At 66.2% G+C, this 19,644-nt stretch carries 18 protein-coding genes and 1 other RNA gene; 7 read left to right on the forward strand and 12 right to left on the reverse strand.

Features of this window, described 5'->3' with window-relative positions:
• Positions 1–9: 9 nt before the first annotated feature.
• The gene (locus ACNFBT_RS06355) at positions 10–564 is read right to left on the reverse strand and encodes a UPF0149 family protein (RefSeq protein ID WP_416747532.1); all 555 of its coding nucleotides are present in this window, start codon (positions 562–564) and stop codon (positions 10–12) included.
• A gap of 185 nt (positions 565–749) precedes the next feature.
• Between ACNFBT_RS06355 and ACNFBT_RS06360 the strand changes: the two genes are divergently transcribed.
• The 4 genes from ACNFBT_RS06360 (at position 750) to ACNFBT_RS06375 (ending at position 2,143) form a co-directional block, all read left to right on the forward strand.
• Entirely contained in the window at positions 750–959 is a 210-nt protein-coding gene (locus ACNFBT_RS06360; RefSeq protein WP_371232512.1) for a TIGR02449 family protein, read from the forward strand.
• On the forward strand, positions 956–1,270 hold the full coding sequence (locus ACNFBT_RS06365; protein WP_416747534.1) for a cell division protein ZapA: 315 nt from the start codon (positions 956–958) through the stop codon (positions 1,268–1,270). The genes ACNFBT_RS06360 and ACNFBT_RS06365 overlap by 4 nt, the downstream gene beginning before the upstream one ends.
• 31 nt (positions 1,271–1,301) lie before the next feature.
• A non-coding RNA gene (ssrS, locus tag ACNFBT_RS06370) (6S RNA) lies at positions 1,302–1,480 on the forward strand.
• A 9-nt stretch (positions 1,481–1,489) separates the two neighbouring features.
• Entirely contained in the window at positions 1,490–2,143 is a 654-nt protein-coding gene (locus tag ACNFBT_RS06375; RefSeq protein WP_416747536.1) for a 5-formyltetrahydrofolate cyclo-ligase, read from the forward strand.
• Here the strand turns inward: ACNFBT_RS06375 and ACNFBT_RS06380 are convergent.
• A complete protein-coding gene (locus tag ACNFBT_RS06380; protein WP_275609728.1) occupies positions 2,131–2,262 on the reverse strand; it encodes a hypothetical protein in 132 nt (43 codons plus the stop codon). The genes ACNFBT_RS06375 and ACNFBT_RS06380 overlap by 13 nt on opposite strands.
• 326 nt (positions 2,263–2,588) lie before the next feature.
• Here ACNFBT_RS06380 and ACNFBT_RS06385 point away from each other — a divergent pair, with 326 nt between their 5' ends.
• Both ACNFBT_RS06385 and ACNFBT_RS06390 read left to right on the forward strand, forming a co-directional pair.
• Positions 2,589–3,050, forward strand: coding sequence for an EVE domain-containing protein (locus ACNFBT_RS06385; RefSeq protein ID WP_416747538.1), 462 nt, complete (start codon positions 2,589–2,591; stop codon positions 3,048–3,050).
• 85 nt (positions 3,051–3,135) lie between these two features.
• Positions 3,136–4,974: a diguanylate cyclase gene (locus ACNFBT_RS06390; RefSeq protein WP_416747540.1), complete on the forward strand. Its 1,839-nt coding sequence runs from the start codon at positions 3,136–3,138 to the stop codon at positions 4,972–4,974.
• A 209-nt stretch (positions 4,975–5,183) separates the two neighbouring features.
• Here ACNFBT_RS06390 and ACNFBT_RS06395 read toward each other — a convergent pair whose 3' ends face one another.
• The 4 genes from ACNFBT_RS06395 to ACNFBT_RS06410 all read right to left on the reverse strand — a co-directional run bounded on the left by ACNFBT_RS06395 (position 5,184) and on the right by ACNFBT_RS06410 (position 10,687).
• Positions 5,184–6,308: an ABC transporter permease gene (locus ACNFBT_RS06395; protein ID WP_416747542.1), complete on the reverse strand. Its 1,125-nt coding sequence runs from the start codon at positions 6,306–6,308 to the stop codon at positions 5,184–5,186.
• 1 nt (position 6,309) lies between these two features.
• Positions 6,310–9,045 (reverse strand): ribosome-associated ATPase/putative transporter RbbA, encoded by a 2,736-nt coding sequence (rbbA, locus tag ACNFBT_RS06400; RefSeq protein WP_416747544.1) that lies wholly within the window; start codon positions 9,043–9,045, stop codon positions 6,310–6,312.
• The gene (locus tag ACNFBT_RS06405; protein WP_416747546.1) at positions 9,042–10,115 is read right to left on the reverse strand and encodes an HlyD family secretion protein; all 1,074 of its coding nucleotides are present in this window, start codon (positions 10,113–10,115) and stop codon (positions 9,042–9,044) included. The genes rbbA and ACNFBT_RS06405 overlap by 4 nt, the downstream gene beginning before the upstream one ends.
• 164 nt (positions 10,116–10,279) lie before the next feature.
• Positions 10,280–10,687, reverse strand: coding sequence for a flagellar basal body-associated protein FliL (locus ACNFBT_RS06410; RefSeq protein ID WP_416747548.1), 408 nt, complete (start codon positions 10,685–10,687; stop codon positions 10,280–10,282).
• Between the two features lie 159 nt (positions 10,688–10,846).
• On the opposite strand from ACNFBT_RS06410, the gene ACNFBT_RS06415 reads away from it, so the two are divergent.
• Positions 10,847–11,824 carry an NADPH:quinone oxidoreductase family protein gene (locus ACNFBT_RS06415; RefSeq protein WP_416747550.1) on the forward strand — a complete coding sequence of 326 codons (978 nt, stop codon included), beginning with the start codon at positions 10,847–10,849 and terminating at the stop codon, positions 11,822–11,824.
• A gap of 516 nt (positions 11,825–12,340) precedes the next feature.
• Here the strand turns inward: ACNFBT_RS06415 and ACNFBT_RS06420 are convergent.
• The 6 genes from ACNFBT_RS06420 to ACNFBT_RS06445 form a co-directional block, all read right to left on the reverse strand.
• Positions 12,341–13,864, reverse strand: a complete 1,524-nt coding sequence (locus ACNFBT_RS06420) for a malonate--CoA ligase (protein WP_416747551.1) — start codon at positions 13,862–13,864, stop codon at positions 12,341–12,343.
• Positions 13,865–13,873: 9 nt separating this feature from the next.
• On the reverse strand, positions 13,874–15,193 hold the full coding sequence (locus ACNFBT_RS06425; protein ID WP_416747553.1) for a malonyl-CoA decarboxylase: 1,320 nt from the start codon (positions 15,191–15,193) through the stop codon (positions 13,874–13,876).
• 29 nt (positions 15,194–15,222) lie between these two features.
• Positions 15,223–16,680, reverse strand: coding sequence for an amidase (locus ACNFBT_RS06430; RefSeq protein ID WP_416747555.1), 1,458 nt, complete (start codon positions 16,678–16,680; stop codon positions 15,223–15,225).
• 174 nt (positions 16,681–16,854) lie between these two features.
• Entirely contained in the window at positions 16,855–17,889 is a 1,035-nt protein-coding gene (locus tag ACNFBT_RS06435) for an extracellular solute-binding protein (RefSeq protein ID WP_416747557.1), read from the reverse strand.
• Between the two features lie 19 nt (positions 17,890–17,908).
• The gene (locus ACNFBT_RS06440; protein WP_416747559.1) at positions 17,909–18,715 is read right to left on the reverse strand and encodes an ABC transporter permease; all 807 of its coding nucleotides are present in this window, start codon (positions 18,713–18,715) and stop codon (positions 17,909–17,911) included.
• The gene (locus tag ACNFBT_RS06445; protein WP_416747561.1) at positions 18,715–19,638 is read right to left on the reverse strand and encodes an ABC transporter permease; all 924 of its coding nucleotides are present in this window, start codon (positions 19,636–19,638) and stop codon (positions 18,715–18,717) included. Before ACNFBT_RS06445 ends, ACNFBT_RS06440 begins: the two co-directional genes overlap by 1 nt.
• Between the last annotated feature and the right edge of the window lie 6 nt (positions 19,639–19,644).

A 19,644-nucleotide genomic window follows, 5' to 3' on the forward strand; every position in this document is an offset into this window, starting at 1 on the left:
GCAGCAACCTCAATGCAGGGACGGTTTCTCGGCCGGTGCCGGCACCTTGCCGAACTCGGAGAACAGCAGCAGCGGGGCGACGCGCAGGTACTCCTGCACTTCCATATAGTCGGCCTCGCCGTCTTCGGAATCTTCCAGCGCGCCCTGGACCTGGGCGATGGCGGCAATGTCCTGCAGCACTTCGTCGGCTTCGTCGGACAGGCTGGGGGAGCGCAACGCCAGGCCGAAGCCGGCGAGGAAGCCCTGGCACCACTGGCCCAGGGCCGCGGCGCGCTCGGCCAGCGGAGCGTCGTCGTTGGGCAGCATCAGCACCACGGCCATCTCGCCGGCGCTGAAGTCCTGCTGGACCATGCCCAGCAGGCCGCCCAGGGCCGCGCCCAGGCGCTCGCCCGGCTCACCGCCGAGCAGTTCGCCCGCGGCCTGCAGCCATTCGTCCTGGTCGAAGCCGGAACCGGCGCAGACGCGGCCGAGCAGGTGGCCTTGCAGCTCGGCGGGAGAAATCGGCAGGGCGGCCTCGGCGAGCAGCGTGGCAAAGGCGGAATAGGCGGAACTTGACGTGGACATGATCGAACCCGGGGTAAGGCAGCTAGGCGCCATCGGGCGCCGCGCATAGAATGTGGTCCCGTATCCTAGCACCGCCGCCCAGTGCAAGACCATGTAACGGGTCGCCGCGTTGACCCACCCCCACGGCGGTCCTATATAGTTTCCGGTCACTCCCATTCTCAGAGTTAAGAGCCAAGCGAGAACCCATGGAAGACGCCGACCTGCACATGCTGATCGCCAAGTTCGACCAGCTGCTCCAACGCCTGGAGCAGCTCAAGGCCGAGAACCGGCTGCTGCGGGCGAACGAGAAAAGCTGGCGGGAAGAACGCGCCCATCTGATCGAGAAGAACGAATTGGCTCGGCAGAAGGTCGAAGCGATGATTTTGCGACTCAAAGCCTTGGAGCAGGACTCATGAGCCAGTCGAATACCCTCAATGTTCAAATCCTCGACAAGGAGTACTGCATCGCCTGCCCTCCGGACGAGCGCGTCAACCTGGAAAGCGCTGCGCGTTATCTCGACAGCAAGATGCGCGAGATACGCTCCAGCGGCAAAGTGATCGGCGCCGACCGCGTGGCGGTGATGGCCGCGCTGAACATCACCCACGACCTGCTGCACAAGCAGGAGCGCCAGGACCACGACACCAGCTCCACCCGCGAGCGCGTGCGCGAACTGCTCGAACGCGTGGACCGCGCCCTTACCACTGATAAGGAACCGGGTGAAGTCTGACCAGGGAAATTTCCTTGGGGTATAATCGCCTCGTTCCCTGGTGTGTTGGCCAGTCGGTGATGTCCCTGAGCCGATAATTGCAACAACGGAGGTTGCCAGTTGGGCTGGTGTGCATGTCCGCACGACGGAAAGCCTTAAAGCCTACTGCAACCGCCACCTTGAACTCTCGGGTTCAAGGGCTAACCCGACAGCGGCATGTCCGGGGAGCTTTACCCTTCCATGATCCATTCCGACGGACTCTCCCGTCCGGCCCTGCGCCGTCAGTTGCGCCAGGCCAGACGCGCCCTCACCCCGCTCCAGCAACGCCTCGCGGCCCAGGCCCTGTATCGCCAGCTGGCACAGCACCCGCTGTTTCGCCGCGCGCGGCACATCGCCCTGTACCTGCCGGCTGACGGCGAGATTGACCCACGGCCCTTGATGAAGGCGGCGCAGAAGCGCGGCAAGGCGACCTACCTGCCGGTGCTGTCGGCCTGGCCGAAAACCCATATGACCTTCCAGCGCGTCGGCATCGGCGAGCGCTGGACGCGCAACCGCTTCGGCATCGCCGAGCCGCTGCCCAACCGCGGCCAGCAACGCCCGGCCTGGGCGCTGGACCTGCTGCTGCTGCCACTGGTGGGGTTCGACCCGCAGGGGGGGCGCCTGGGCATGGGCAAGGGCTTCTACGACCGCACCCTGGCCTATCTGGGCATGCGCAAAAATTGGCACACACCGACGCTGTTGGGTCTGGCGCACGAATGTCAGAAGGTCGACCGGCTGGAGTTGGCCAGCTGGGACGTGCCGCTGATGGGCACGGTGACGGATGGCGGCTGGTATGGCCGCCTGGCACAGGCGTCGCGATCCCTGCGACACCCGGCTGGGAATCAGGGCTGCTGAGTCACCTGGGCAGGCAGGCTGCCCTGGCGTTCCCAGAGGCTCTGGGTGTAACCGGTAGTGACGACCCCCAGGCCGAACAGGATTACCAGAACCCACAAAAGATCAGGCTTGCGTTTCATCGATTGCCTCCCCCTTCCAGGCAAACTGTCCACGATGGCCGGCGGTGATTTTTGGTCCGTCCGGCGGGCCGAGCTGAAAACGGCGGCATTCTCCGACAATGAAAAGCTTCCCGCAATTCTGACGCCAACCGATCGTCGGAGGAGGCGCGCCTGCCAAAACTTCGGGCACTTTCAGGCAAGGTTCATGCCGTTTTCCTACATTTTCTTCCTACAACAAATCTTCCGCGAGCCGGCAACTTGTCGCACGGCAAGCACCTACCCTTAGTCCCCGGGCGAACCTCGCGCCCGCGTCCGGACAATCGCCACAGACAAGGAGACCTTCGCGAATGGCACGCGCTTACTGGCTGATGAAATCCGAGCCCGACGAACTCTCGATCCACGACCTCAAGCGCCTGAAGAGCGCGCGCTGGGACGGCGTGCGCAATTACCAGGCGCGCAATTTCATGCGCAGCATGCAGCCGGGCGACCTGTTCTTCTTCTATCACTCCAGCTGCCCCGAGCCGGGCATCGCCGGGATCGCGCAGATCGAGGGCGAAGCCTACCCGGACCCCACCGCGCTCGATCCGCAGAGCCACTATCACGACCCCAAGGCCAGCGCGGAAAAGAATCCCTGGACCGCCCGCGACGTGGGTTTCGTCGAAGCCTTCACCTCGGTGCTGCCGTTGGCCGCGCTCAGGGCCCAGGCGGGGCTCGAAGAAATGCCGCTGGTCCAGCGCGGCAGCCGTCTGTCGGTGATGCCGGTGACCGAGGAGCAGTGGCAGATCGTACTGCGCCTGGCCAGGCAGTGACGGGGCCCAGCGCTGGAAAAGGCCTGTCCGTGAAAGACCGATATCACTGTGCTATTAGGTAAGGAACGCTTTCGGAATTCACCGCATGGACCGCCTGAAGTCCTCTCTTGCCACCTATCTCGGACTTGGCGGCCTGCTCTGTGTTCTGCTGCTGGCCAGTGCCTGGCTCGGCCTTGAACTGGCCAACAGCGAACGGCAACGGGTTCGCGAACGCCTGAACTACCAGGCGCGCGCCCTGGCCCATCAACTGGAGGCCACCCTGCACGAACAGGTGCAGGGGCTGGACCTGCTGGCGCAGCTCTGGAGCCACCACGAGCGCATCCCACGCTCGGAGTGGGAGCTCAACGCGCGCTTCTACATCGACAATTTCCCCGGCTACCAGTCGATCCAATGGGCCGACGCGGACCTGCGCATCCGCTGGGTGGAGCCCCTGGAAGGCAACGAGGTGGCGCTGAACTACTGGCTGTCACCGATGAGCCCCGGCTACGCCACCGCCATGGCCGCCCGCGACACCGGCAAGCCACGGCTGAGCGACAGCATCGAGCTGCTCCAGGGCGGCCGCGGCTTCGTGCTCTACACGCCGGTCTACCTGCGCAGCCCGGACGGCACGCTGCAATTCGACGGTTTCATGGAAGGCGTCTTCCGCGTCGGCAACCTGATGAACCACCTGCTTGAACAGACCGACAGCCAGCTGTTCAGCATCCGCCTGCTGGAGCACGGCCAGCCGCTCTACGTCCGCTCCCAGCCGGACAGCCGGGCCGAAGACACCCTGCGCCTGCCGCTGCAACTGCTGAACAACCGCAGCTTCGAACTGGAGCTCAGTCCCAGCGCGGCGCTGGTGCAATCGCTCTCCACGCCGCTGCCGACGGTGGTATTCAGCGCCGCCATGGCCATCAGCCTGCTGCTGGTCGCGGCCCTCGCCCTGGCGCGGGAAAACGCCCGCCGCGCCACCGCGCTGAGCGCCAGCAACCGCCTGCTCAACCTGGAGGCCGAGCAGCGCCAGGAGATCGAAGGGCACCTGCTCGACAGCCGCGAACGCCTGCAACTGGTCCTCGACCTGACCGACTCCAGCCGCGATGCCCTGTTCATCTTCGAGCTGCACAGCCGCGAGCTGCTGCACATGAACTGCGCCACCTACAGCAGCCTCGGCTACAGCGCCGAGGAGTTCCGCCAGTTGCTGCGCGACGACCCCGAGCGCCTGATTCCCGGCTTCTTCGCCTGGTTGCAACTGGTGCAGCAGGCCAAGCGGCTGAACCTGTCGATGATCTTCCAGCGCGAGATGCAACGCCGCGACGGCAGCCTGCAGGCCGCGGAGATCAACACCCAGCTGGCCCACCAGGGCGAGCGCGAGTACCTGATTGCGGTGGCCCGCGACAACGGCGAACGCCTGCAACTGGAAGCCCAGCTACAGAAACAGTCGCAACAGGACGGTCTCACCGGCCTGTTCAACCGCCGCTACTTCGACCGCCAATTGCAGAGCGAATGGCGCCGCCTGCGCCGCTCCGACTCGCCACTGGCGATACTGATGCTCGATGTCGACCACTTCAAACTGTTCAACGACTGCCTCGGCCACCTGGCCGGCGACGACGCCCTGCGCCGGGTCGCCAGCGCCCTGCGCGGCTGCCTGCAGCGCGAAGGAGACGCGGCCTGCCGCTACGGCGGCGAGGAATTCGTGATCATCCTCGCCGATACCGGCCTCGACGGCGCCGCCCACGTGGCCGCACGGGTGCACCAGCGCATCGCCGAGCTGGGCATCGCCCATCCGGCGACGGAGCTGGGGCGGCTGACCATCAGCATCGGCGTGGCCATCGCCAAGCCGGGGCAGGACAGCGAGCCGGACCAGCTGATCGCCCAGGCAGACCAGGCGCTGTACACGGCGAAGCATCGCGGACGGAACCAGACGTGCGTGTGGCCGGTGGAGTGATCCGGAGCGCCATGCGCGCGATCGCAGGAATGAGGCCCTGCAAGAGCCCCTCACCCTAACCCTCTCCCAGAGGGAGAGGGAACCGTTCGGCAGAGGATGAAATCACGGCGTCAGCCGGCACGGACAGCCCCCTCTCCCTGGGGAGAGGGCTGGGGTGAGGGGAAAGCACAGACCCCGGAGTTTCAGGGGATGGCAATTGCATCCACCCGTTACGCCATCTGCCCGATGGTCCGGCGGAAGCGCCACAGCGCGCCTGCGAAGAACGCCGCACCGATACCGACTATGGCCAGCAGCTGCGGCCAGACGATGGACAGGTCGGCGCCCCGGTAGAGGATCGCCTGCGCCAGGCTGACGAAGTGGGTCGTCGGCGCCGCCAGCATGATGTTCTGCACCAGCTCCGGCATGCTCTCGCGCGGCGTGGTGCCGCCGGAGAGGATCTGCAGCGGCATCAGGGTGAGGATCACCAGCAGGCCGAGCTGCGGCATCGAGCGCGCCACCGTGCCGAGGAAGATGCCCATCGAGGTGGTGGCGAACAGGTGCAGCGCGGCGCCGAGCAGGAACAACCCCACCGAGCCGCTGATCGGCACGTCGAGCCAGCCGCGCACCACCAGTTGCAGGGAGATGGCAGCCGCCACCAGCACCACGGTGCCCATGGACCAGACCTTGGCCATCATGATCTCGAAGGCCGTCAGCGGCATCACCAGCAGGTGCTCCACCGTGCCGTGCTCGCGTTCGCGGATCAGCGCGGCGCCGGTGAGGATGATCGACAGCATGGTGATCTGGTTGATCACCTCCATCACCGCGCCGAACCAGGCCTGGGTCAGGTTCGGGTTGAACTCCATGCGCACCGCCAGCGCCGCCGGCATCGAAGCCTCGGCGCGGTAGCGGCTGACGAACTCGCGCACCTCGGTGCCGACGATGTTCTGGATATAGCCGGCGCCGGAGAAGGCCTGGCCGGTCTGCGTCGCATCGACGTTGACCTGGATCGCCGGCTGCCGCCCGGCCAGCACGTCGCGCTGGAAGTCCGGCGGAATGTCCAGGGTGAAGGTGTAGAGGCCGACGTCCATGCCGCGGTCCATCTGCGCGTGGCCGATCATCTCCGGCGGACGGAAGTACGGCGGCTGGAAGGCGTTGATGATGCGCGTGGAAAGCTGCGACTGGTCCTCGTCGACAATGGCGATGGGCGCGTGGTGCAGGGTTTCCGGCACGCCGGTGGCCGAGCTGTAGACGCCCAGGGTGAAGGCCCAGGCGATCAGGATCAGCATTGCGTAGTCGCGACCCAGGCTGCGGAATTCCTTGATGCCGAGGTTGAAGATGTTCGCCAGCTTGTTCATCTCAGGCCTCCTGCTTCTTCAGGCAGGCCACGCTGAGCAGCGTCAGCACCACCACCATGGCCAGCAGCGGCAGGTAGTAGACCCACAGGTCGGCGAAGCCCAGCGCCTTGGAGAAGGCGCCCCGGGTGACGATCAGGAAGTGCGAGGTCGGGTAGAGCTGGCCGATCACCGCCGCCGCGCCTTCCAGCGAGGACACCGGGTGGATCAGCCCGGAGAACTGGATGGCCGGGATCATGGTGGCGATGGCGGTGCCGAACACCGCGGCGATCTGGCTCTTCATGAAGGTCGAAAGCAACAGGCCGAGGCCGGTGCTGGTCACCACGTAGAGGAAGGCGCCCACCAGCAGTGCGAGGAAGCTGCCCTTGAGCGGCACCTGGAACAGCAGCACGGCCATCGCCAGCATCAGCACGAAGTTGACCATGCCCATGCCGATGTAGGGCAGTTGCTTGCCCAGCAGGAACTCCAGGCGCGTCACCGGGGTGACGTAGAGGTTGGTGATGGAGCCCAGCTCCTTCTCGCGCACCACGCCCAGGGCAGTGAGCATCGCCGGGATCATGATCAGCAGCAGCGGGATCACCGCCGGCACCATGGCCTTGATACTCTCCACGTCAGGGTTGTAGCGGTAGCGCACCTCGGTGCTGGCCGCCGCGCTGGCGGCGGCGTTGCCGGTCTGTCGGGCGAGGTCGGCGAGGTAGCTGGCATGCAGCCCCTGCACGTAGCCGAGCACGGTGTTGGCGCGGGTCGGCATGGCGCCGTCGATCCACACACCAATGGCCGGGTCGGCGCCGCGCTTGAGGTCGCGGCCGAAGTTCGGCGGAATCTCCACTGCCAGGCTCAGCTCGCCGCTGCGCATGCGGCGCTCCAGTTCCTCGGGGTTCTGGATCGGCGCGTGCTCGATGAAGTAGCGCGAGCCTGAAATGTTCAGCGCATAGGCCTGGCTGGTGGTGGTCTGGTCGCGGTCGAGCACCGCGTAGGTGAGGTCCTCGACGTCCATGTTGATGCCGTAGCCGATGATGAACATCAGCAGCGCGGTGCCCAGCAGCGCCAGGGTCAGGCGGATCGGGTCGCGGCGTAGCTCCATGGCTTCGCGGCGCGCGTAGCTGAACAGGCGCAGCCAGCTGAATCTGTCGTTGCCCTTGTAGCGGGCAGGCTCGGAGGAAGGCTCCGGAGCAGGCGCGGCGTCCGTTACCGGTGCGCTGCCGGCGGCCTCTTCCAGATAGGCGATGAAGGTGGCTTCCAGGGTCGGCAGTCCGCGTTTTTCCATCAAGCCTTGCGGAGTATCGCTGTCGAGCACCTTGCCGGCGTGCATCAGCGAGATGCGGTCGCAGCGCTCGGCCTCGTTCATGAAGTGGGTGGAGATGAAGATGGTCACGCCGTCGTTGCGCGACAGCTCCACCATCAGCTCCCAGAAGCCGTCGCGGGCCACCGGGTCGACGCCCGAAGTGGGCTCGTCGAGGATGAGGATTTCCGGCTTGTGGATCACCGCCACGGCCAGCGACAGGCGCTGGCGGATGCCCAGCGGCAGACTGTCCGGCAGCTCGTTGCGCACCTTGCCGAGGTCGAAGCGTTCGAGCATCTCCTGCACGCGCGGCTCGATCTGGTCAGCTGGCAGGTGGAACAGCTTGGCGTGCAGTTCCAGGTTCTGCAGCACCGTCAGCTCGGCATAGAGCGAGAAGGCCTGGGACATGTAGCCGACGCGCCGGCGGGTCTCCATGTCGTTGGCGTTCACCGGCTGGCCGAACAGCGCGCAGGTGCCTTCGCTGGCCGGCAGCAGGCCGGTGAGCATCTTCATGGTGGTGGACTTGCCGCAGCCGTTGGAACCGAGGAAGCCGAAGATTTCCCCGCGCTCGATGCGGAAGCTCACATGGTCCACCGCGACGAAATCGCCGAAGCGGCAGGTCAGCCCTTCGGCTTCGATGGCGATCTGCGGTGCGCCGTCATTGCGCGGACGCGGTGGAATGACCAGCTTGTGATGGCCAGCGCGCTTGCTCTCGGGCAGCAACGCAATGAATGCCTCCTCGAGGCTCTGCGTCGTGGTGTGCTCGCGCAGTTCGGCGGGCGTGCCGGTGGCGAGCACCCTGCCCTCGTCCATCGCCACCAGCCAGTCGAAGCGCTCGGCCTCCTCCATGTAGGCGGTGGCCACCAGCACGCTCATGCCCTCGCGCTCGGCGCGGATTCGCCCGATCAGCTCCCAGAACTGGTTGCGCGACAGCGGGTCGACGCCGGTGGTGGGCTCGTCGAGGATCAGCAGGTCGGGGTCATGGATCAGCGCGCAGCATAGCCCGAGCTTCTGCTTCATGCCGCCGGAGAGCTTGCCCGCCGGGCGCTCGGCGAAGGGCGCAAGGCCCGTGCTGCGCAGCAGGTCGGCGATGCGCCGCTCGCGTTCGGCCTTGTCGTGGCCGAACAGGCGGCCGAAGAAATCGACATTCTCGAACACCGAGAGCGTCGGGTAGAGGTTCTTGCCCAGGCCCTGGGGCATGTAGGCGATGCGCGGGCACACGGCGCGGCGGTGGCCGGCGTCGCGCATGTCGCCGCCGAGCACCTGGATCTCGCCGTCCTGCATCTTCCGCGCGCCGGAGAGCAGCGCCAGCAGGCTGGACTTGCCGACGCCGTCCGGGCCGATCAGACCGACCATGCGGTTGGCCGGGATGTCGAGCATGACGTCGTCCACCGCGCGGGTCTCGCCATAGCGCAGCGAGACGCCGGCCAGACGGGCCACGCAGTCGCGGCTGTTCATTGCGGGACCTTGAGCTGCAGGTGCGCCGGCCACTCGACCTGCGGGTCGAGGCGCAGGTAGGCCATGCCCGGCACGCCGGTCTTCACGTAGGTGATGTACTTCGCCAGCAACGCTGGATCGAGGCGCGCCTTGACGCGGAACACCAGCTTCTCGCGCTCGTTGGCGGTCTCCACGGTCTTTGGCGTGAACTGCGCAACGCTGGCGACATAGGACACCTTGGCCGGGATCACGTACTGCGGCACGGCGTCGATCACCAGGTGCACTTCCTGGCCAAGCTCGACCTTGCCGGCCTGGCCCGAGGGCAGGAAGAAGGTCATGTAGACGTCGGCCAGGTCGACCATGTTGAGCAGCTTGCCGCCGGCAGCCAGCACTTCGCCGGGCTGCGCCACGCGGTACTGCACGCGACCGTTGCGCGGGGCCTTGAGCAGGCTGTCGTCGATGTCCGCCTGCAGGCGCACGGTGCTCGCGGTGGCGGCCTCGATGGCCGACTGCGCTTCGATCACCTGGGAACGCGCGGCGGCAATGCCGGCCTGGGCCGACACTACTTGCGAGCGCGACGCGGCCAGCGCGGCCTGGGCGCTCTGTAGCGCAGCGCGGTCGTCATCGAGCTGCTGCTGTGGCAGGGCGTTGCGCCTGACCAGCTGTTCGGTACGGCTGAAGCGCTTCTGCGCGGCGGTGAGTTCGGCCTGGCGCTGGGCGACCACGGCTTCGGCGGTGGCCTTCTCGCTGGTGCGCTGGGCCACCAGGGATTCGGCGGTGAGCTTGGCGTTCTGCGCCTGGCGCACCTCGGCCTGGGCCTGGGCGAGCTGGGCCTGGAGCACCTGGGTGTCCATCTTCGCCACCACCTGGCCGGCTTTCACGAAGTCGCCTTCGTCCACCAGGATTTCCGCCACCCGTCCGGGCAGCTTGGTGGCCACGTCCACCTCGGTGGCCTCGATGCGTCCATTGCCGCTGGCGAAGCCTTCACCCAGGCCGGTCGGCTTGAACGTCTGCCAGGCCAGCGCGGCGAGCACGGCCGCGACCACCACGATCAGTCCGCGGGTGCGCCAGCTTTTTGCGTTTCCTGCCATCCGAATCTCCTCATCATCAAGCTCGAACTATTTCGAATCATGAGGAGATAATCGGTGATCGACGGCGAATGGCGTTTGATACAGGTCAGGCGTGACTGGGAAATTTCCTACACGCTTGCTGGGACGGGGCTTAGGCCCTGAGACGCGATGCGCAGGGCCTGAGGTCAGGGCTGGACGATCAGGTTGTTGAACAGCAGGTCATCCACCAGCGGCTTGCCCTCCTCCTGCTGCAGGACACCCTGCACCTGCTTGAGGGCTTCCTGGCGGAGCTTTTCCTTGCCGTCGACGCTGCCGAGGGAGTCGTCGGTCTGCTGGGCGAACAGCATCACCAGCTGGTTGCGGATCAGCGGCTCGTGGTGCTCGACCTTCTCCGACGCCTCCTTGCCGGTGACTTTCAGCGCGATGTCGGCCTTGAAATACTTCAGCTTCGGGCCGCTGCCGTAGTTGCCCACCAGCGCCGGGGTGAGGTCGATGAACACGGGCTTGTTGGCCTCCTCCGGCTTGGCCTCTTCGGAGGCGGCCACGAAGGGGCTGAAGGACAGGACCAGCAACAGGGCGAGGAAAGCTCTCAAGGCGATGTCTCCGGATTCGATGGCCCAAAGGATAGCCAGACTCACGCCGCCGCCCAAGCTATATCGCGGCATAAGCCGGGACCATGGTGATTTGCCCCCTTCCCCCGCACTCCTACACTGCCCCACTTGGAAACAAGAACCCCCAACGGAGTACTTCGAATGAAAGCCGTGCTGTGCAAAGCCTTCGGCCCCGCCGAAACCCTGGTGCTGGAAGAGGTCGCCAGCCCCGAGCCGAAGAAGAACGAAGTCCTGCTGCAGGTGCATGCCGCCGGGGTGAACTTCCCCGACACCCTGATCATCGAGGGCAAGTACCAGTTCAAGCCGCCCTTCCCCTTCTCCCCGGGTGGCGAGGCGGCCGGCGTGGTCGGCGCGGTGGGTGAGAAGGTCAGCCACGTGAAGCCCGGCGACCGCGTGATGGCGCTGACCGGCTGGGGCAGCTTCGCCGAGGAAGTGGCGGTGCCCGGCTACAACGTTATGCCGATCCCCGACGGCATGGACTTCGCCAGCGCCGCCGCCTTCGGCATGACCTACGGCACCTCCATGCACGCGCTCAAGCAGCGCGCCAATCTGCAGCCGGGCGAAACCCTGCTGGTGCTCGGCGCCTCCGGCGGCGTGGGCCTGGCGGCGGTGGAGATCGGCAAAGCCATGGGCGCGAAGGTGATCGCCGCCGCCAGCAGCGACGCCAAGCTGGAAGTGGCGAAAGCCGCCGGCGCCGACGTGCTGATCAACTACAGCGAGGGCAGCCTGAAGGACAAGCTCAAGGAAATCACCGGCGGCCAGGGCGTGGACGTGATCTACGATCCGGTCGGCGGCGATCTGTTCGAGGAGGCCTTCCGCTCCATCGCCTGGAACGGCCGCATGCTGGTGGTCGGGTTCGCCAGCGGCACCATCCCGTCGCTGCCGGCCAACCTCACCCTGCTCAAGGGCGCCTCGCTGGTCGGCGTGTTCTGGGGCTCCTTCGCCCAGCGCCAGCCGCAGGACAACGCGGCGAACTTCCAGCAGCTGTTCGCCTGGTTCGCCGAGGGCAAGATCAAGCCGCTGGTGTCGCAGACCTATCCGCTGGAGAAGGCGGCCGATGCGATCAACCACCTGGGCCAGCGCAAGGCGGTGGGGAAGGTGGTGGTGACGGTGCGCTGATTGATTTGTGCAACATGAAAGAGCCCCGCTGATGCGGGGCTTTTTCATTGCGTCGCTCCGGCGTTGAGCGATTCGCGAGCAAGCTCGCTCCTACGAAGAACCCTACTTCTGCGGCTTTGGCTTTGGCTTTAAAAGGATTTCCAGAGAAACATTCACGCACTCCGAACGGCCCCGTTCAGGAGGCCTCGTTGAAGCGGAGTTTCAGGGGTTGAGCGACATGGATGTCGCGAGAGCTGCGATGGGCCAGGGATGGCCCTTCGCAGCGTGCCCCTGAAACTCCGCTTCAACGAGGGAATTTTTCGCCCCAAGCGAAAAACCGGATGATTGGGGCAAGACCTTTGCCTACTTTGCGTCGTTTGGCAAAGTAGGTCGCCCGAGGGGGCGAAACAATATCTCGCAGCGCACGTCGAAGCGACGCTGGAAAACCCGGCGCGAGGCAGGCACATCGCGGACGAAGTCCGCTCCTACGAGAGCAAAAAGCCCTGCGTGAGCGGGGCTTTTTCACGCGAGTCAGACTCAGGCGTACAAAGCCTTGAACTGCTCCCGCAGCACGTTCTTCTGCACCTTGCCCATAACGTTGCGCGGCAGCGCGTCGACCACCATCACCCGCTTGGGCTGCTTGAAGCGCGCCAGCTTGCCGTCCAGCGCGGCGAGCACCTGCGCCTCGGTCGGCGCCTGGCCCTTACTGGCCACCAGCACGGCGGTCACGCCCTCACCGAAGTCCGGGTGCGGCACGCCGATCACCGCCGACTCGGCCACGCCGGGCAGGGTGTCGAGGATTTCTTCCAGCTCCTTGGGATACACGTTGAAGCCGCCGCTGATGATCATGTCCTTGTTGCGGCCGACGATCTGCACGTAGCCCTTGTCGTCGACGAAACCGATGTCGCCGGTCATGAAGTAGCCGTCCGCGCGCAGCTCCTCGGCGGTCTTCTCCGGCATCCGCCAGTAGCCCTGGAACACGTTCGGCCCGCGCACTTCGATCATCCCCGGCTCGCCCTGCGGCAGCACGGTCGGCTCGGCCTTGCCCGGATCGGTGATGCGCAGCTCGACGCCCGGCAGCGGGAAGCCGACGGTGCCGGCGATGCGCTCGCCATCCAGCGGGTTGGAGGTGTTCATGCCGGTCTCGGTCATGCCGTAGCGTTCGAGGATGGCCATGCCGGTGCGCTCGGAGAACGCCTTGTGCGTCTCGGCGGTGAGCGGCGCGGAGCCGGAAATGAACAGGCGCATGTGCGCCACCGCCTCGCGGGTCAGGCCGGGCTGGTCGAGCAGGCGGGTGTAGAAGGTCGGCACACCCATCAGCAGGTTCACCTGCGGCATCAGCTTGAGGATTTGCGCGGCGTCGAACTTGCTCAGGAAGAGCATCGAGCCGCCGGCCATCAGCAGGCTGTTACAGGCCACGAACAGGCCGTGGATGTGGAAGATCGGCAGCGCGTGGAGCAGCCAGTCCTCGCTGGAAATCTTCCAGTAGCCCACCAGCGCGCGGGCATTGGAGACCAGGTTGCCGTGGCTGATCATCGCACCCTTGGAGCGCCCGGTGGTGCCGGAGGTGTAGAGGATCGCGGCAAGGTCGCTGGAGGCGCGCTCAACATCGACGAAGCGCCCCGGCTTGCCCTGCACGCGATCCATCAGCGAGCCGTTGCCGGCATCACCCAGAGTCTCCACATGAGCCACGCCGCTGACGTTCGCCAGCTCGCGGGCCTGGGCCTCGAAGGCCGGGGCGCAGACGAACAGCGAGGGTTCGGCGTCGTCGAGGAAGTAGCGCAGCTCCTCGCCGGTGTAGCCGCTGTTGAGTGGCAGGTAGACCGCGCCGACACGCAGCACGGCGAGGTAGAGCATCACCGTCTCGGGACTCTTGTCGACCTGCACGGCGACGCGGTCGCCCGGCTGCACGCCGAGCTCCACCAGCGCATGGGCGAACTGCGAGGTGCTGCGCAGCATGTCGGCGTAGCTGTAGCCACCGCCTTCGGGCGTGCGGATGAAGGGCTTGGAAAGGTCGCTGGGCAGGTGTTTGCCGACTTCGGCGAAAAGGCTCTGGTTCATGTGCGGGTCCTAGCGTTTTGTTTTCGCCGACAGGGTGGCCAGCTTGCGGACCTCGGGAGAGGCCGTGACCGCGCCCTGGTTGGCGTAGGCTTCGTGGTTCTTTTCGATCTGGCGCAGTTCGTAGCGGTAATTGACCATCAGCCCGGCCGCCTGGCGCAGGCCACTGGCAGAGAGGTCGCCGCGCCAGTTCAGGCGTTCCAGGCGGGCGCCGTTGCCCAGGTGGAAGCGCGCCACCGGGTCCAGCGGCAGGCCTCCGCCGTTCTTGGCGTGCAGGAAGTACTCGGCGGCCAGCGCCAGCAGCGGCTGTTCCGTGCGCGGCGGTGGCGGCGCGTCGGGCTTGAGCGCCTTGAGCAGTTCGGCGGCGGCGGCGCCCAGTTGCGGGTCATCGCCCAGGCTGTCGAGCCAGCGGCGGAAACCGGGCACCGGCGACAGGGTGACGAACTGGCGCAGGCCGGGAATCTCCCGCGCCAGTTCCTCCACCACCTGCTTGATCAGGAAGTTGCCGAAGGAGATGCCGCGCAGGCCGTCCTGGCAGTTGCTGATGGAATAGAACACCGCCGTGTCCGGCTCTTCCGCCGGCTGCGTTTCCGTCTTGGGCTCCAGGATGTCCGCGATGGCGCCGGGCATGGCGCGGGTCAGCGCCACTTCGACGAAGATCAGCGGCTCGTCGGCCAGGGCCGGGTGGAAGAAGGCGAAGCAGCGGCGATCCGCCGGTTGCAGGCGACTGCGCAGGTCGTCCCAGTCCTTGATGGCATGGACGGCCTCGTACTTGATGATCTTTTCCAGGATCGACGCCGGCGTCGACCAGTCGATGCGCCGCAGCACCAGGAAGCCTCGATTGAACCAGGAGGCCAGCAGATGCTGCAGATCGTGGTCCACGGCCGTCAGTTCCGGCTTGGCCTTGAGCTCCTGCAACAGCAGGCGGCGCATGGCGATCAGCTCGGCGGTGCCGCCGGGTGCCTGGTTCAGGCGACGGAACAGCTCCTGGCGTGGCGGTTCGCTGGCCTGGAACAGTGCGGTGATGTTGGCCGCCGACGGCTCGTCGAGGTAGCGCTTGCAGGCTTCGGCCAGCGCCTCCTGGGGTGGCGCGAAGTCCTTCAGCAGGATGTCGAAGAAGGCTTTCTGCTGCGCTTGCGGGCAGTCCCGGTAAGCGCACAGCACCTGCTGCGCCAGGGCCACGCCCGAGGCTTCGCCGTGGCTGGAGACCAGCTTGCGGCTCGCCTCGGCCAGCGCCTGGGCATTGCCCGGCGCCGGCTCGCGCGACTCCAGCAGTTGCCGGCCGCGCTCGGTGATGCTTTGCAGCAGTTCCTGGAAGAAGCTGATATTCATGCGCGCCCCTCTAGGTGTGGAAAAAGCGATCAATCCCCCGCCAGCATCGGCGGCGGGCAGCGCTGGTACCAGCGCGAGGCCTGCTCGTAGGCATGCGCCAGTTGCAGCACGGCCATGTCGGCCTGGTGCTTGCCGATGATCTGCAGGCCCATCGGCAGTCCCTGTTCATTGAAGCCGACCGGCACGTTGGCCACCGGGCAACCGGACAGGGTGCCGGGGATCACCACTTCCATCCAGCGGTGGTAGGTGTCCATCGACTTGCCGGCGATCTCTTTCGGCCAGTCCCAGTTCTTGTCGAACGGGAACACCTGGGCGCTGGGCAGCAGCAGGTAATCGTAGCGCTCGAACAACTGGCTGATGGCGCGGTACCAGTCGCTGCGCGCGGCGGAGGCGCGGAACACGTCCACGGCCGAGAGCTTCAGGCCATTCTCGATCTCCCAGATCGCCTCGGGCTTGAGCAGCTCGCGCTTGGCCGGATCGGCGTAGGCCGCGCCGAGGGAGCCGGCGACCATCCAGTGGCGCAGGGTGCGCCAGGTGTCCCAGAGGCGCTCGGCAGAAAAGCCCGGCGCGGTGTCTTCGACACGGCAGCCGATGGCCTCGAAGTCGGCGAAGGCCTTGCGGCACAGCTCCAGCACGCCGCGCTCCATCGGCAGGTGGCCGCCCAGGTCACCCAGCCAGCCCAGGCGCGCGCCCTTGAAGTCGCGTTCCAGGCTGCCGGCGAACTGCTCGCCGGATTCGGCGATGGACAGCGGTGCGCGGGCATCGCCACCGGCCTGCACCGACAGCAGCAGGGCCACGTCACGCACGCTGCGGCCCATGGGGCCTTCGTAGCCGAGCTGGTCGATGAACAGGTCGGCGCTGTCGTCGAAGGGCACGCGGCCCTGGGACGGCCGGAAGCCGATGATGTTGTTGAAGGCCGCCGGGTTGCGCAGCGAGCCCATCATGTCGCTGCCGTCGGCCACCGGGAGCATCTGCAGCGCCAGGGCCGCCGCCGCGCCACCGCTGCTGCCGCCGGCGGTGCGATCGGGTGCGTAGGCGCAACCGGTGACGCCGAAGATCGGGTTGTAGCTGTGGGAGCCGAGGCCGAATTCCGGGGTGTTGGTCTTGCCGATCAGAATGGCGCCGGCGGCGCGGATGCGCTCGACCATGATGCCGTCGCGCTCGGGCAGGTAATCGCGGAACAGCGGCGAACCGAGGGTGGTGCGGATGCCCTTGGTCAGCGACAGGTCCTTCACCGCATGGGGCAGGCCGTGCATCCAGCCGTGGTACTCGCCGCGGGCCAGTTCGGCGTCGCGCTCGTCCGCTTCGGCCAGCAGGGTTTCGGTCGGCTGCAGGCTGACGATGGCGTTGACCGCCGGGTTGTAGCGCTCGATCTGCCCAAGGTAGGCCTGCATCACTTCCCGGCAGGACACCTGGCGCAGGCGGATGAGCTGGGCCAGTTCGTGGGCCTGGAGCTGGACGAGTTCGTTGTGCGGATTCTGGCTCATGGAACGAGGCCTTTTTTTCATCGGGACTTCCCTCGGCGGGAAGACTCATTCGGGTTCAGCGGCCCCGCCGGAGGGCGGAGCTTGGTGCGGTCGTCGCTTTCGCCGGGCCGAGCGCTGCCGGCGCGCCCACGAAAGTGGACGCGTGCAGCGTCGGGCCAGCGTTCCCCGGAGGGATCAGCGCATCAGGTTGGTCCAGACACGGTCGGCCAGGCGGATCGCGCCTTCGCCGCAGGTCTGGCTGAACACCACCTTGGTGCCTTCGGGGATGTGCAGCTCAGGCGCATCCTTCAGACCAGCGTCGAGGAAGGGTTCCACGCCCTTGATCGGGCTCTGGTGCTTGAGGAAGTTCTGGGTCATCGCCGAGTTCTCGGGCTTGCTGAGGAAGGCGATGAACTTCTTGGCGCTGTCCGGGTGCTTGGCGCCGGCCGGGATCACCAGGTTGTCCACCCAGGCGGTCACGCCCTCTTTCGGGTAGAGGTACTTCAGGCTGGGCTTCATCTCACGCGCGCGCATCGACGAGCCGCCCCAGAACATCGACATGTCGACTTCGCCCGAGGCCAGGTTCTCGCGGATCGAGCCGGCCTTGGAGCTGTAGGTCTTCACGAAGGGCTTCTGGTTCTTCAGCAGGGTCAGCACCTGCTGCATCTGCTTGGGGTCCTCGCTGCACAGCGGGATGCCCAGGTAGAGGCTGGCGGTGTCGATCACATCGCTGGAGGAGTCCAGCATGTTGATCTTGCCCTGCAGCTCCTTGGGCGGGGTGAACAGCACCGAGTAGCTGTCCATCGGGCCGCTGTACTTGGCGGTGTCCAGCACCACGCTGGTGGTGCCCCAGATGAAGGGCACCGAGTAGGCGCCTTCCGGGTCCCAGGTGGGCTTCTTCAGATTGTCCACGAGGTTCGCGTAGTACGGCTGGCTGACCGGATCGAAGCGCTCCAGCAGCTTCTCCTTCACCAGGATCGGGATGAACTGGTGCGAGGGGATGGCCACGTCGTAGCCGGTACCGCCCTGCTTGAGCTTGGCCAGCAGGGTTTCGTTGGAGTCGTAGGAGTCCACGGTCACCTTGATGCCGGTTTCCTTCTCGAACTTCTCCAGGATCTGCGGCGTGAAGTAGCCGCTCCAGCTCACGACGTTCAGTTGCTCGGCGGCATGCACGTTGGCCACCAGGCCCAGCGTCAGTGTTGCCCCTACAGCAGCGATCAGTTTGCTCATCTTGTTCTCCGGAAGTGGCTCAGGCTTTCTTCTTGCCAAGCAGGTAGGACAGCGTTACGAACAGCACGGAAACACCGAGGATCAGGGTCGACACTGCGTTCACGTCGGGCGTCACGCCCATACGCAGCAGGCCGAAGATGAAGATCGGCAACGTAGTGGTGCCGGCCTGGGAGACCATCATCGAGATCACGAAGTTATCCAGCGAGACGATGAAGGCCAGCATCAGCCCGGAGACGATCCCCGGCGTCAGCAGCGGCAGGGTGACCTTGCGGAAGGTCCGCCAGGGGCCGGCGTAGAGGTCGGCGGCGGCCTGTTCCAGGGACAGGTCCATGTCGTTCAACCGGGCGCGGATCGGCAGGTAGGCGAACGGGATGCAGAACACCGTGTGGGCGATGATCAGGTTGCCGTAGCCCAGCGACAGGCCAAGGGTGGAGAACAGCGCCAGGGTGGCGACGCCGACCACGATCTCCGGCAGCACCAGCGGCAGCATGATCGCCCCCATCGACAGCCGCAGGCCTTTGAACTTCGCGCCACGCGAGGTGCCCAGCGCGGCCAGGGTGGCGATCGCGGTGGAGATCACGCAGGCACACACGGCGATCAGCAGGCTGTTGCCGGCGGCCTGTCGCAGCGCCTGGTTGGCGAAGGCGCTGCGGTACCAGTCGAGGCTGAAGCCGGTCCACACGGTGGCGGACTGGTTGGCGTTGAACGAGAGCACCACCAGCACCACGATGGGCGCGTAGAGGTAGATGTAGAACAGCAGGCTCAGGGCGCCGAAGCCACGGAAATCCTGCACGCCCAGACGGCGTTTGCTCAGCAGCGACAGCATCATTCACCTCCCCGGGCGATACGCAGGCGCTCGGCGCGCATCGCGTAGAACATCAGCACCAGCATCACCGCGGCCATCAGCACCAGCGACAGCGCCGCGCCGAAGGGCCAGTTACGCCCGTCGCTGAACTGCCGGAAGATCAGGTTGCCGAGCATCATCTTGGTGCCGCCGCCGAGCAGCTCGGGGGCGATCATCGCGCCCAGGCAGGGCACGAAGGTGAGGATGGCGCCGGCCAGGATCCCCGGCCGGGCGATCGGCAGGACCACCTTGCGCAGGGTGCGGATACGCCCGGCGTAAAGGTCCTGGGCCGCTTCGAGCAGGCGCATGTCCATCTTCTCCAGGGTGGAGTAGATCGGCAGCACCACGAAGGGCGCGTAGGTGTAGACCAGGCCGAGCAGCACGGCGCCGTCGGTGTAGAGCAGGTCCAGCGGCTGGTGGATGATGCCGAGGCTCATCAGCGTGCCGTTGATCACGCCGGTGCCACGCAGCAGCAGGATCCAGGCGTAGGTGCGGATCAGCAGGTTGGCCCAGAACGGCACGGTGATCAGGAAGATCAGCAGGCCACGGCGGTGCGCCGGCTGCATCGCCAGCCAGACCGCCACCGGGAAGCCCACCAGCAGGGTGATGAAGGTGGTCGCCGCGGCGATGCCGATGGAGCGCAGGGCGATCACCATGTAGGAATCGGCGAAGGCCAGGCTGTCGTCGAGCTGGCGCTCGAACAGCAGCGAGACGTACGCGTCGGTGCTGAAGTGCGGATTGACCCCGCCGTAGGGGTTGGCCTGCATCAGCGAGTAACCGATCACGATGAAGATCGGCACGATCAGGAACAGCCCGATGGAGACCAGTGCGGGCGACACGCCGAGGAAGCTCCTCAGCGCCTTGCGCCGTTCCAGCGCACCGCCAGTGGTGGATATCTGGTTCATGCTCAC

Source organism: Pseudomonas sp. NY15181, from assembly GCF_048068055.1.
Lineage (GTDB): Bacteria > Pseudomonadota > Gammaproteobacteria > Pseudomonadales > Pseudomonadaceae > Pseudomonas.